The following is a 12,555-nucleotide window of genomic DNA, read 5'->3' as shown; positions in this document are numbered from 1 at the left end:
CCGGCCCCGATAAACCAAACTCTAAGGGTATAACGACACGGTTGGCTCGGGGAACGGCCAACACCCCTCCCCCGTACTGACCCAGATCAGAGGAGCACCAACGTGCCTTCATTCTCGAGCACCCTTGAACAGGCCATCCACGCTGCCCTCGCTCTGGCCAACGACCGACGGCACGAGTTTGCGACCCTCGAACACCTGCTGCTGGCCCTGCTGGACGAGCCGGACGCCACCCGCGTCATGAAGGCCTGCAGCGTCGATCTGGGCGAATTGCGCACCACCCTGGTGGATTTCATCGACGAGGAACTGTCGAATCTGGTGACGGATATCGATGGCTCCGAAGCGGTGCCGACCGCCGCCTTCCAGCGCGTGATCCAGCGCGCCGCGATCCATGTGCAATCCTCCGGACGGACCGAGGTGACCGGCGCCAACGTGCTGGTGGCGATCTTCGCCGAACGGGAATCCAATGCCGCCTATTTCCTGCAACAGCAGGACATGACCCGCTATGACGCGGTGAACTTCATCGCCCATGGCGTCGCCAAGAACCCGGCCTATGGCGAAAGCCGCCCGGTTTCCGGCGCCACCGATGCAGAGGACGAGGGCCACAGCTCTGCCGCGCCCGAGACCGGCGACCAGAAGGAAAGCGCGCTGGGGAAATATTGCGTCGATCTGAACGCGAAATCGCGCGAGGGCGACATCGACCCGCTGATCGGCCGCGATCAGGAGGTGGAGCGCTGCATTCAGGTGCTGTGCCGTCGGCGCAAGAACAACCCGCTGCTGGTGGGCGACCCGGGTGTCGGCAAGACCGCCATCGCCGAGGGTCTGGCCCGCAAGATCGTCAAGGGCGAGGTGCCGGAGGTTCTGTCCAACACCACGATCTATTCGCTCGACATGGGTGCGCTGCTGGCCGGCACCCGCTATCGCGGCGATTTCGAGGAACGGCTGAAAGCCGTGGTGACCGAGCTTGAGGAACACCCCGACGCGGTGCTGTTCATCGACGAGATCCACACGGTGATCGGCGCCGGCGCCACCTCCGGCGGCGCGATGGATGCCTCCAACCTGCTGAAACCTGCGCTGCAGGGCGGCAAGCTGCGCACCATGGGCTCCACCACCTACAAGGAGTTCCGCCAGCACTTCGAAAAGGACCGCGCGCTGAGCCGCCGGTTCCAGAAGATCGATGTCACCGAGCCCTCGGTCGAGGATGCGGTGAAGATCCTCAAGGGGCTGAAGCCCTATTTCGAGGAGCATCACAGCGTCAAATACACCGGCGACGCGATCAAGACGGCGGTCGAGCTGTCGGCGCGCTACATCCATGACCGCAAGCTGCCCGACAAGGCCATCGACGTCATCGACGAAGCCGGCGCGGCGCAGCATCTGGTCGTCGAGAGCAAGCGGCGCAAGACCATCGGTGTCAAGGAGATCGAGGCCGTCGTCGCCAAGATCGCCCGCATCCCGCCGAAGAGCGTCAGCAAGGACGATGCCGAGGTGCTGAAGGATCTCGAAGCCACGCTGAAGCGGGTGGTCTTCGGCCAGGACGCCGCCATCGAGGCGCTGAGCTCGGCCATCAAGCTGGCCCGGGCCGGCCTGCGCGAACCGGAAAAGCCCATCGGCAACTATCTCTTTGCCGGGCCCACCGGCGTCGGCAAGACCGAGGTCGCCAAGCAACTGGCCGAAACCCTCGGGGTGGAGCTGCTGCGCTTCGACATGTCGGAATACATGGAGAAACACGCGGTTTCCCGACTGATCGGCGCGCCTCCGGGCTATGTCGGCTTCGACCAGGGCGGCATGCTGACCGATGGCGTCGACCAGCACCCGCATTGTGTGCTGCTGCTGGACGAGATCGAAAAGGCCCACCCGGATGTCTACAACATCCTGCTGCAGGTGATGGACCACGGCAAGCTGACCGACCACAACGGCCGGACGGTGGATTTCCGCAACGTGATCCTGATCATGACCTCCAACGCCGGGGCGTCGGACATGCAGAAGGCCGCTATCGGCTTTGGCCGTGACCGCCGCGAAGGCGAGGATACCGCCGCCATCGAACGCACCTTCACGCCGGAGTTCCGCAACCGTCTGGACGCGGTGATCTCCTTCGCGCCGCTGCCGAAAGAGGTGATCCTGCAGGTGGTCGAGAAATTCGTGCTGCAGCTGGAGGCCCAGCTGATGGATCGTGGCGTGACCATCGAACTGACCCGCCCGGCCGCCGAATGGCTTGCCGACCGCGGCTATGACGACAAGATGGGCGCGCGTCCCCTGGGCCGCGTGATCCAGGAGCACATCAAGAAGCCGCTGGCGGAAGAGCTGCTGTTCGGCAAGCTCGCCAAGGGCGGCGTGGTCAAGGTGGGCGTCAAGGACGGCGAGATCGACCTGCAGATCGACGGCCCCGACCGCAAGCGCCTGCCCGGCGACAAGCCGCCGCTGCTGACCGCGGACTGATGCGCCCAGGTCTCAGATGCGGGGCCGCTGTCGCGGCCCTGCTGACATCGCTCGCCGCGCCCGCCGCGGCGGGCGATTTCGCTTTGGCGCTACCGATCGACTGCACCCTGGGCGAGAGCTGCTATATCCAGCAATATGTCGATGACGACCCCGGCCCCGGGGCCGGGGATTACCGCTGCGGCCCGCTCAGTTACGACGGGCACAAGGGCACCGATTTCGCCCTGCCCGATCTGGCGACGATGCGGCGCGGCGTGAATGTCCTGGCCGCCGCCCCCGGCGTGGTCCGGGGCTTTCGCGACGGCATGGCCGACCGGCTCGCCAGCAGCGAGACCGCCGGGGAGATCGCCGGGCGGGAATGCGGCAACGGCGTGCTGATCGACCATGGCGACGGCTGGGAAACCCAATATTGCCACATGAAGGCCGGCTCGATCCGGGTCACCACCGGGCAGACGATTGCCACCGGCGAGGTGCTGGGCCAGGTCGGGCTGAGCGGTCAGACCCAGTTCCCGCATGTGCATCTCTCGGTGCGCCATGACGGCGCGGTGATCGACCCCTTTGCGCCGGAGGGCGCCCGCTGCGGCGACGATACGCCGGCGCGCGATCTGTGGACCGAAACACCGGCCTATGAACCCGGCGGCCTGATCGCGGCCGGCTTCGCCGCCAATGTGCCCAGTTTTCAGGCGGTCAAGGCCGGCACCGCCGCCGATCCGACGCTGAACAGCCAGTCGCCGGCGCTGGTGCTCTACGGCTATGCCTATGGCGGGCGGCAGGGCGATGTGCTGGAGATCACCATCAACGGGCCGAAGGGCGAGGTGATCTCGCATTCCGACGGGCTGGAAGGCGCCAAGGCGCAGCTGTTCCGCGCCGCCGGCAAACGGCAACCGCCCGGCGGCTGGCCCAGGGGGCGCTATATCGGCATTGTCCGCATGCTGCGTGGAGGCGAGGAAATCGACAGCGTGCGGGTAACGCTGGCACTCGATTAGGCCGCAAGGGCCCCCGCGGCAGGACCACGGGCATTTTCCGCGCCGGGCGCCCTGCCCTGATCTACTTCTCGGTCAGCTTAAGCTCGATCCGGCGGTTCTGCGCCCGGGCTTCCGGGGTATTGGCCGGGTTGATCGGCTGGTATTCACCGAAACCGTTGGCCGACAGCCGCCCCGGCGCGATCCCCTGCGCCTCGACCAGATAGCGCACCACCGACAGGGCGCGGGCCTGGCTCAGCTCCCAGTTGTCGGCGAATTCCGCGCCCGGACGCAGCGGCACGTCATCGGTATGGCCATCGACGCGGATCACCCAGTCGATCTCGGGCGGAATTTCCGCCGCGATCCGGCGCAGGATGCGGGCCACCTTGTCGATCTCGCCCTTGCCGGCATCCGCCAGCTCGGCCTCCCCCGGCGCGAACAGCACTTCGGAGGAGAAGACGAAGCGGTCGCCCTGAATCCGCACGCCTTCCTCGTTGCCCAGCACATCGCGCAGCCGGCCGAAGAATTCCGAGCGATAGCGCTGCAGGTCCTTGGTTTCGGCCTTGAGCTGCTCTGCCTCGGCCTCGAGCCGCTTGCGTTCGACTTCCTCCAACAGCCGGCGCTTGCGCTCTTCCGCGGCGGCCCGGGCCAGCGCCGCGTTCAGATCCTGGCCAAGGTTCTGCAGCTGCACCTGGGCCGCCGCATCCCGCGCCTTGTAATCGTCCAGCAACGCCTGCAGGCTGCCCAACTGGGTGCGCAAAGCCGCCACCTGCTGGTTGAGCAACGCGGTCTGGCGCTGTGCCTCGGCCGAGGTTTCCTGCTCCCGCGCCAGAGTCTCCCGCGCCTTTGCCAGCAGGACGTCGCGCTGTTCGGCGGCAGAGAGCCGATCGGCCGCGGTCTTCTCCGCCGCGGCCTGCGCCGCCAGCGCCGCCATCAGCTCACGCCGCAGCTTGTCCTGATCGGTGGCCACGGCCTGGGTGTTTTCCAGCGCCTCCAGCGCCTTGGACAGCCGTGCCTCGATCGCCGCGCGGTCGCTGCCGGCCTGATCGGCGACCGCCTGCGCGGCGGCGAGATCGGTCTGCGCCTGCGCCAGCTGCGCCTGCAGCGCGCTGACCTGATCGGCGCCTTCGGATTTCACCACCTCCATCTGCGCCAGCGCCAGTTCCAGCCGGCGGGCCAGATCGTCGCGATCCGCCGCCCCCGACTGCGCCGCGCTCAGCTGCGCCAGCGCCGCCTTCAATTTCTCGTCCAGCCCGTTGCGCGCCGCCTCTGCCGCCGCCAGCAGGGTCAAAGTGTCCTCAGCCGATTTGCGCTGGCGTTCCAGCTCCATCGTCATCGCCGTCAGTTCGGCATCGGAATCCTGCAGCTTCTGGCGCAGCGCCTCCGCCGCCGCCGCCTCGGCCAGCCGCGCCTGTTCCTCTTCGCTCAACTGGCTTTGCAGATCGCCCATCCGCGCGGTCAGCGCCTTGGTCTGTTCGGCGTCATCGGCGGCCTGCTTGCGCAGATCGGCAACCAGCGCCTCGAGCGCCTCACGTCTGGCAGCGGCAAGCCGCGCCGCCTCCGCCTGGGCGTCGATCTCCTCTCGATGCTTGGCCAGCGCCAGGTTCAGCGCCTCCTGCTGCGACAGCAGCGCCGCCTTCTCGCCCTCCAGGCTCGACACCTGATCGCGGGCCGCGTCGCGTTCGCCCAGAAGGCCCGCGACCTGCTCCTCGAAACTGGCGATCCGCCCCTCTGCCGCCTTCAGCGCGGTGGCCTGGCGGTCCCGCTCCCCGGTCAGGGCGGCAATCGCCGCACGGGCCTGGTCCAGATCGGTCTGGGTATCGCTCAATGTCGCGGTCAGCGCCCCCATCCGGGCCTGCAGTCGGGCGTTCTCCCGCTCCCTGACCCCCAGCGCATCGGCCAGCGCGCTGATTTCCGAAGACAGCTGGTCCAGCTTGCTTTCCTGTCCGGTGATGGTTTCGCGCAGCACGAACATGACCACCATGAAAATGGTCAGGACGAACATCAGCACCAGCAGCAGCCCGGTCATCGCATCGACGAAGCCGGGCCAGATCGAGCCCTGGAACCGTTGTCCTGTGCGGCGGGACAGGGCCATGCCCTAGTCCTCCGTCCCGCCGGTCTTGCCCCGGCGGCCGCCGCGCACCGGTGCCAGCGCCTTGATCAGGATATCGATGTCCTTGCGCAGCTCGGCCATGCTCTCCTGCCGGCCGGCCGAGATCTCTTCGAGAATGCGCAGCATCTGCACGTCGATCGACCGCAGACGCATCCGGCTTTCGGCATCCATCCCGTCGCCGGCACCCTGATCGCGGATCATCTCGATCAGGGTCTCCTGACCGACCGCCACCCGTTCCAGCGCCGCGCTGATGGTCTCGTTCCGCTCCATCCGGTCGGCCATCCGCTCGATCCCGTCGGCCAGATCGCCCAGCTTGCGGTCCAGCCCCGCCCGGCTCTGGTCCGAGCTCGAGAACATGTCCTGCAGCGCCTGCATCTGGTCGGACATATGGTCCAGCACCCCTTCGAGCACCGAAACCTCGCTGTCGCCCTCCTCGCCGGAGGCGAAGCCCAGCCGGGTGATCGAGGACAACCATTCCTCCAGCTCGCGGTAAAACCGGTTCTGGCCGTGGCCCGACAGCAGTTCCAGAAGCCCCACCAGCAGCGACCCCGCCAGCCCGAGCAGCGAAGAGGAGAAGGCCACGCCCATGCCACCCAGCTGCGCCTCAAGCCCGGTCATCAGCCGGTTGAAGACCGCCAGCCCGTCCTCGCCCTCCTTCGGCGCCAGGCCGCGGATGGTGTCGACCACCGCCGGCACCGTCGTCGCCAGCCCGTAGAAGGTGCCCAGCAGCCCGAGAAAGATCAGCAGGTTGACGATATAGCGGGTGATCTCGCGTTCCTCGTCGATCCGTTCGGACACGGAATCGAGGATCGACCGCGACGAGGTAGAGTTCAGCTGCATCCGCGCGCCGCGCGGCCGCAACAGCGAGGCCAGCGGCGTCAGCAGCTGCGGCGCCTGCATGTCGCCTGCCTGACCGGTCACGAAGAGCTCGATCCAGCGGACCGAGCGCATCAGCTGCACCACCTGCCAGAAACAGGACAGCACCCCGATGGCGAAGACCACGGCGATGGCGATGTTCAGATAGGGGTTGGCCAGAAACACCGGCAGCACCCGCGGCAGCGCGATGAACGCCCCGAAGGCGGCCAATCCGACAGCGATCAGCATCAACATGATCTGGCGGATGGGTTGTGAGAAATGCGGCCGGGGTTCGCGGTCTCGCTGCACCATGGGGCTGGCGTCCTGATGGGTCTCTGCTCTGCAGCGAGCCTATAGAATAACTTGGCGCAACGCCAAGGGTTTATGCCAGCAAGCCGGCGACACGGGCGGACAGCCAGTCCAGATCCGGATCGCTGAGCCCGATCTCGGCCAGATGGCGGGCGGTATTGAACAGATATTCCGCATTCGGCCCGCGCCCGCCCACCGCCCGGGCGATGATCTGTGCCTGCTCCTCCAGCGGCAGGCCGCCGCAATACTGGCGATGATCGGGATCGATCACATAGGTGACGGCCCGCACCCGGCTGCCGTCGGTCAGGTCGACCTCCAGCACCTTCTCCAGATAGGCGGAGGACACCAGTTCGCGTTCGCGCAGATAGGCCAGCGTCTGCGCCTCCTGTCCGGCGGCGACCTTCAGCGCCAGGCCGGCACAGCTGGCGCCCGATGCCTGATCCAGCGCCAGAACCAGCCCCGGGTCGTCCTCGGTGCCGCGGTGGTGGATCGAGCGCATGCAGAACGACCGGTGATAATCGGGCAGCCGCGCGATCTCCTGCGCCGCCACGTCGAACCCGGGGTTCCACAGCAGCGAGCCATATCCGAATACCCACATGGTCATGCGTCTGGTCCTTGTCGGTTCCCGCCTGTAAATTCCGTCTGTAAACAGGAAAACAGGCGCAGGCGAAAGGGGCCCGGGATGCGGCGGCTGATCAAAATCGCTATCGTACTCGGGCTTTTGTGGTCCGGTGTCTGGCTGGCCGGCAGCCTGGTCCTGAAACGCGGGATCGAAGGCTGGTTCGCCACCCAGGCGGCGCGCGGCTGGCAGGCGGAATATGCCGCGATCACCGGCTCGGGCTATCCGCTGCGCCATATGACACTGATCGACACGCCGGCGCTGGCCGATCCCGGCAGCGGCGCAGCCTGGCGCGCCGACTGGCTCCTGCTCGACAGCCCGGCGATCTGGCCCGGGCACCAGCGGCTGCAGTTCCCCGCGACCGATCAGCGGCTGTCCTTCTTCGACCGCACGACGGTGATCCGGGCCGAGGACATGCAGGCGCGGCTGGACCTGCGGCTGGGGCGGGCACTGACCCTCGACCGGTTGGAGCTGACCGCCGCCGCCTGGCAGAGCGATCAACCCGATGGTGACCGGTTCGGCGCCGACGACCTGATCCTGTCGATGCGGCAGGAAGGGGCGCCGGAAAGCTATCGGCTCAGCCTCGCCGCCCGCGGTTTCACCCCGGGTCGCCGCCTGCGGCTGGGGGCGCTGGCCGGCGGCAGCGGCCTGCCCGGGACCTTCGACGCGCTGAGCGCCGAAGCGCAGCTGCGGTTCGACCGCCCCTGGGACCGCCGCGCGCTGGAAGACCGCCGGCCGCAGCCCCGCGCCATCGTGCTCGATGACGCCGATATCCACTGGGGACCGCTGCGGCTGCAGGCGCGCGGCGCCGTCGATATCGATCCAGCTGGCCGGCCGGGCGGCGAGATCGCGCTGCGGGCGGAGAACTGGCGCGAGATGCTGATGCTGGCGGAACAGGCCGGTGTGATCCCCGCCGAGACCGCCGCGCCGTTGCGCCGCGTGCTGGAGCTGCTTGCCGGCACCGGCGACGACAGCGACACGCTCGACACCCAGCTGCGCTTCGCCGACGGGCGGATGAGCCTCGGGCCGCTGCCGCTGGGCCCGGCGCCGCAGATCACCCTGCGCTAGAACCTCAGCGGCAATAGGGACCGCTGCGATAGCGCGCCACGTCCATGTGGAAATGATCCTTATGATAGCCGTCCGAATTCGGCCCCAGCACGGTGCCGAAGGGGCCGCAGGCAGCTTTCAACGATTGGGCGAGCGGCCGCAGCGTGGTGCCCTGCCCCCAGCCCTTGAGCACGGTCACCACTTCGCCGTCCATCATGGTGAAACCGGAGATGTCGATCGCCCGGCCCCGCCCGTGTTCCGAGATCTTGGCACCGCGCTGATTGTTGCGGGTGCGGCAGACGTAATGCGCCGCCACCTTCAGCTCGACCACCGGGCCACGACGGCGGAAGGCAGGCTTCACCCCGCGCTCCACCCAGGTCTTCAGCGACCGCGCCACATCGCAGGTCACCACCGCCGGCTGACTGAGCCGCACGCCCGCGACCGAACGGACCCGCACCGCATCCTCGATGCCGCAACCGGCGATCCGCCCCGGCACCCGGCCCACCGGCTCGCCCTGAATGCCGATATCGCCGCAGATCGCCCCGGCACGCAGCGCGCGTTTCTTCGCCATCGCCTTTTGCGACAGCCCCTCCGGCCGGCTCCAGGGCGCCGGAGAGCGCTCCGGGCCGAGGAACGGCAGGCCGGCGGGGCGCGCCGCCGCCTGCAGGCTCTGATCCGAGACCGGGCGCACCGCCGGACGTATCCGGTCTGACGCGGGCGCCGCGGAGGGCATGGGCGCCGAGGAGGGCGCGGGCGCCGCCGGAACAGCCCCGGCGCGCATCGGCGGGCGCGGAGAGTGCTCGGGCGCACCGGCTGCCGCGGACCAGGCCAGCAGCAGCAGGACGCCCAACGCGGCCCCCCGCGCCGCGATCATGTCTTGCCTTTGGGACCGCGGCCGAAGTCCGGTGCGGCCGTGTCCTGCCCGGCCTCGATAATGCCGCGGCGGATCGCCCGGGTGCGGGTGAAATAGTCGAACAGATGCTGCCCGTCGCCGGTGCGGATCGCCCGCTGCAGGGCAAAGAGCTCCTCGGTGAAGCGACCGAGGATCTCCAGCGTCGCGGCCTTGTTGGTCAGGAAGATATCGCGCCACATGGTCGGATCTGAGGCCGCGATCCGGGTGAAGTCGCGAAAGCCCGCGGCGGAATATTTGATCACCTCGGAATCGGTGACCCGGCGCAGATCGTCGGCCACGCCGACCATCGTATAGGCGATCAGGTGCGGCGCATGGCTGGTCACGGCCAGAACCAGATCGTGGTGATCGGGCTCCATCTCATCGACATTGGCCCCCATCGCCTCCCACAGGTGGCGCAGCCGCTGCACTGCCGCCGGCGCCGCGTGTTCGACCGGAACCAGCAGGCACCAACGGTTGTCGAACAGCTCGGCAAAGCCGCTTTCCGGCCCGGAATGCTCGGTCCCGGCCAGCGGGTGGGCCGGCACGAAGTCGACACCCTCGGGGATATGCGGGCCGACCGCCTCGATCACATGGCGTTTGACCGATCCGACATCGGAGACCGTGGCGCCCGGTTTCAGCGCCGGGGCGATCTCTGCCGCCACATCGCCCATCACCCCCACCGGCACGCAGAGGACCACCAGATCGGCGCCCTCAACCGCCTCGGCGGCGCTGTCGCAGACCCGGTCGCACAGGCCGATGCGGCGGGCGGTGTCCCGGGTCGTCGCCGACCGGGCGTAGCCGGTCACCTCGCCGGCGAGGCCCGAGCGCTTGATCGCCCAGAACATCGACGAGGCGATCAGCCCCAGACCGATCAGCGCGATGCGGTCGTAGATCGGGCCGCTAACCGTGGCAGGCAGGGTCATGCCGCCGCCCCCTTGAACGCCCGCACCGCCGCCGCGACCCGGCGGCAGCTGTCCTCGTCGCCGATGGTGATGCGCAGCGCCTGCGGCAGCCCGTAGCCCGCCACCTTGCGCACGATCAGCCCCTGCGATTTCAGATGCTCGTCGCAGGCGTCGGCCTCTGCCGCATCGGAGAAGCGGGCAAGGATGAAGTTGGCGCAGGAGGTGTCGGAGGCGACGCCGCATTCGGCCAGCGCCTCGGCCAGCCAGGCCCGCCAGCGGGCATTCTCCGCCCGGCACTTCTCGACGTAATCCTGATCGCGGATCGCCGCCTCCGCCGCCGCCAGCGCGGTGTTCGACAGGTTGAAGGGGCCGCGCACCCGGTTCAGCACGTCAATGATTTCCTGCGGGCCATAGCCCCAGCCGACGCGCAGCCCGCCCAGCCCGTAGATCTTGGAAAAGGTCCGGGTCATGAACACATTGTCGCGCGTCCCGACCAGCGCCGCGCCGGCATCGAAGCCTTCGACATATTCGGCATAGGCGCCGTCGAGCACCAGCAGCGTTTCCTCCGGCAGGCCAGCGGCGAGCCGGGCCACCTCCGCCGCGCCGATCATGGTGCCGGTCGGGTTGGCGGGGTTGGCGATGAAGACCAGCCGGGTGTTCGGGTTGGCTGCGGCCAGGATGGCATCGACATCGACCACCCGGTCCTGTTCCGGCACCACCACCGGGGTGGCGCCGACGGCCAGCGCCGAGATGCGGTACATCGAGAATCCGTGTTCGGTATAGAGCACCTCATCGCCCGGGCCGGCATAGGCCTGGCAAAGGAAACTGATGATCTCATCCGAGCCGACGCCGCAGATGATCCGCTCCGGATCGAGCCCGGTCACCTCGCCGATGGCCCGGCGCAGCCCGCTGTGATCGGTCGAAGGATACCGATGCAGCCCCGCGGCGCTGTCGCGCACGGCGGCGATGGCGGCGGGGCTGGGGCCGAAGGGGTTCTCATTCGACGACAGCTTGACCACATTCGCCACGCCCTCGACATGCGCCGCGCCGCCCTGATAGAGCGCGATCTCCATGATACCGGGTTGAGGGGTGATTTTGGTCATTTTCGGGTCTCCTTGACTGCCGCCCCTCATAGCGCCCGCGCTGCGCAAGGGGAAGCGCGGATCTCGGGGCGCGCCGGTGGCGGCGGCGCCCATCCGGTGGCCGCCGGTGCCCTGGCCCCGCGGCGGGATTGAGGGGCCAGCTCCTCAAACTCCCCGGGATATTTTCAGCCAGAAAAAGAGCACCCGCCAGGCCGGGCCGCGGAGCGGACACGGGCCGGCGCGGGAGGGCACTTGCAGGCGGCCCGGAACGGAAAAACCCGCCGCGAGGGACGCGGCGGGTTTCGGAATTCGGAAAGGCGCAGAGACTTAGTTCTGCGCGTAGAATTCGATGACCAGATGCGGTTCCATCTGCACCGGGTAGGGCACGTCGCTGAGGCCCGGGGTGCGCACGAAGGTGGCGGTCATCTTGCTGTGGTCGGCTTCGATGTAATCCGGCACGTCGCGTTCCGGCAGTTGCACGGCCTCGAGCAGCACGACCATCTGTTTCGACTTCTCGCGCACCTCGATGACGTCGCCCTCTTTCACACGGTAGGAGGGGATGTTCACCGGCTTGCCGTTCACCAGCACATGGCCGTGGTTCACGAACTGACGGGCGGCGAAGACGGTCGGCACGAATTTGGCGCGGTAGACGACGGCGTCCAGGCGGCGCTCCAGCAGACCGATCAGGTTTTCACCGGTATCGCCTTTGACCCGCTCGGCTTCGCCGTAGATGCGGCGGAACTGCTTTTCGGTCAGGTCGCCGTAGTAGCCCTTCAGCTTCTGCTTGGCCCGCAACTGGGTGCCGAAGTCGCTGAGCTTGCCCTTGCGGCGCTGGCCGTGCTGGCCGGGGCCGTATTCGCGGCGGTTGACCGGGGATTTCGGACGACCCCAGATGTTTTCGCCCATCCGGCGGTCGATTTTGTACTTGGCAGAGGTGCGTTTGGTCACCGTCTGATCTCCTTCGATTGGAACGCCGCCCGAAAGCGGCAATGAAGGGCGTTGTCCTCTTGGCCGAAGCCATGACAGGCATCCCCTTGCGGGGGCCACCAACACCAATGAAGCCGCGCTTATAGAGGTCTGCGAGGGGGAGTCAATGCGGATTCTGCGGGGCCCGCCGGCTCAGCGCGACCCGCACCAGCCGCAGGCCAAGACCGATCAGCACCGCCCCCAGACCGCGCTGGAGCCGCAGCACGATCCCGGGCCGCCGGCGCAGCCCGCGGGTCAGCCCGGCGCCGGTCAGTACCAGAAGCGGTTCGATGCAGGCCGCGACCGCGATGATCGGGCTTCTGTGCAGGAAGAACTGCGCCCGGGCCGGCCCGGAGCAGCACAACGCCAAAGGGCGGC

The 12,555-nt window shown here is 68.1% G+C and carries 11 protein-coding genes; 3 read left to right on the top strand and 8 right to left on the bottom strand.

Annotated elements, in window-relative coordinates; all coding sequences use genetic code 11:
• Positions 1-102 precede the first annotated feature (102 nt).
• Together clpA and QO033_RS07020 are read left to right on the top strand one after the other, a co-directional pair.
• A complete protein-coding gene (gene clpA, locus QO033_RS07025; RefSeq protein WP_284480241.1) occupies positions 103-2,433 on the top strand; it encodes an ATP-dependent Clp protease ATP-binding subunit ClpA in 2,331 nt (776 codons plus the stop codon).
• Positions 2,434-2,516: 83 nt separating this feature from the next.
• Positions 2,517-3,416: a M23 family metallopeptidase gene (locus QO033_RS07020; RefSeq protein ID WP_284480240.1), complete on the top strand. Its 900-nt coding sequence runs from the start codon at positions 2,517-2,519 to the stop codon at positions 3,414-3,416.
• A 61-nt stretch (positions 3,417-3,477) separates the two neighbouring features.
• Here the strand turns inward: QO033_RS07020 and QO033_RS07015 are convergent, their stop codons facing one another.
• The 3 genes from QO033_RS07015 to QO033_RS07005 all read right to left on the bottom strand — a co-directional run bounded on the left by QO033_RS07015 (position 3,478) and on the right by QO033_RS07005 (position 7,273).
• Positions 3,478-5,487, bottom strand: coding sequence for a peptidoglycan -binding protein (locus tag QO033_RS07015; protein WP_284480239.1), 2,010 nt, complete (start codon positions 5,485-5,487; stop codon positions 3,478-3,480).
• Between the two features lie 3 nt (positions 5,488-5,490).
• Positions 5,491-6,672 (bottom strand): biopolymer transporter ExbB, encoded by a 1,182-nt coding sequence (locus QO033_RS07010; RefSeq protein WP_284480238.1) that lies wholly within the window; start codon positions 6,670-6,672, stop codon positions 5,491-5,493.
• A gap of 70 nt (positions 6,673-6,742) precedes the next feature.
• Positions 6,743-7,273: a gamma-glutamylcyclotransferase gene (locus QO033_RS07005; RefSeq protein WP_284480237.1), complete on the bottom strand. Its 531-nt coding sequence runs from the start codon at positions 7,271-7,273 to the stop codon at positions 6,743-6,745.
• Between the two features lie 78 nt (positions 7,274-7,351).
• On the opposite strand from QO033_RS07005, the gene QO033_RS07000 reads away from it, so the two are divergent.
• Positions 7,352-8,356, top strand: coding sequence for a DUF2125 domain-containing protein (locus QO033_RS07000; RefSeq protein ID WP_284480236.1), 1,005 nt, complete (start codon positions 7,352-7,354; stop codon positions 8,354-8,356).
• 4 nt (positions 8,357-8,360) lie between these two features.
• Here QO033_RS07000 and QO033_RS06995 read toward each other — a convergent pair whose 3' ends face one another.
• The 5 genes from QO033_RS06995 to QO033_RS06975 all read right to left on the bottom strand — a co-directional run bounded on the left by QO033_RS06995 (position 8,361) and on the right by QO033_RS06975 (position 12,547).
• Complete coding sequence (locus QO033_RS06995; protein ID WP_284480235.1) at positions 8,361-9,209, bottom strand: extensin-like domain-containing protein; 849 nt, start codon at positions 9,207-9,209, stop codon at positions 8,361-8,363.
• On the bottom strand, positions 9,206-10,150 hold the full coding sequence (locus tag QO033_RS06990) for a prephenate/arogenate dehydrogenase family protein (RefSeq protein WP_284480234.1): 945 nt from the start codon (positions 10,148-10,150) through the stop codon (positions 9,206-9,208). The genes QO033_RS06995 and QO033_RS06990 overlap by 4 nt, the downstream gene beginning before the upstream one ends.
• The gene (hisC, locus tag QO033_RS06985) at positions 10,147-11,232 is read right to left on the bottom strand and encodes a histidinol-phosphate transaminase (protein ID WP_284480233.1); all 1,086 of its coding nucleotides are present in this window, start codon (positions 11,230-11,232) and stop codon (positions 10,147-10,149) included. Before hisC ends, QO033_RS06990 begins: the two co-directional genes overlap by 4 nt.
• 306 nt (positions 11,233-11,538) lie before the next feature.
• A complete protein-coding gene (rpsD, locus tag QO033_RS06980) occupies positions 11,539-12,159 on the bottom strand; it encodes a 30S ribosomal protein S4 (RefSeq protein WP_284480232.1) in 621 nt (206 codons plus the stop codon).
• Between the two features lie 142 nt (positions 12,160-12,301).
• Entirely contained in the window at positions 12,302-12,547 is a 246-nt protein-coding gene (locus QO033_RS06975) for a hypothetical protein (RefSeq protein ID WP_284480231.1), read from the bottom strand.
• Positions 12,548-12,555: the final 8 nt, after the last annotated feature.

The sequence above is a fragment of the Pseudodonghicola flavimaris genome (assembly GCF_030164425.1).
Taxonomy (GTDB): Bacteria; Pseudomonadota; Alphaproteobacteria; order Rhodobacterales; family Rhodobacteraceae; genus Pseudodonghicola; species Pseudodonghicola flavimaris.
The sequence above is the reverse complement of the archived record's forward strand: the minus strand, read 5'-3'. Positions and strand labels throughout refer to the sequence as shown.

Excerpts from the sequence above, each read along its gene's own strand:
- QO033_RS07015 (WP_284480239.1), bottom strand. The coding sequence starts at position 5,487 with ATGGCCCTGTCCCGCCGCACAGGACAACGGTTCCAGGGCTCGATCTGG.
- QO033_RS07010 (WP_284480238.1), bottom strand. The coding sequence starts at position 6,672 with ATGGTGCAGCGAGACCGCGAACCCCGGCCGCATTTCTCACAACCCATC.
- QO033_RS07005 (WP_284480237.1), bottom strand. The coding sequence starts at position 7,273 with ATGACCATGTGGGTATTCGGATATGGCTCGCTGCTGTGGAACCCCGGG.
- QO033_RS07000 (WP_284480236.1), top strand. The coding sequence starts at position 7,352 with ATGCGGCGGCTGATCAAAATCGCTATCGTACTCGGGCTTTTGTGGTCC.
- QO033_RS06995 (WP_284480235.1), bottom strand. The coding sequence starts at position 9,209 with ATGATCGCGGCGCGGGGGGCCGCGTTGGGCGTCCTGCTGCTGCTGGCC.
- QO033_RS06990 (WP_284480234.1), bottom strand. The coding sequence starts at position 10,150 with ATGACCCTGCCTGCCACGGTTAGCGGCCCGATCTACGACCGCATCGCG.
- hisC (WP_284480233.1), bottom strand. The coding sequence starts at position 11,232 with ATGACCAAAATCACCCCTCAACCCGGTATCATGGAGATCGCGCTCTAT.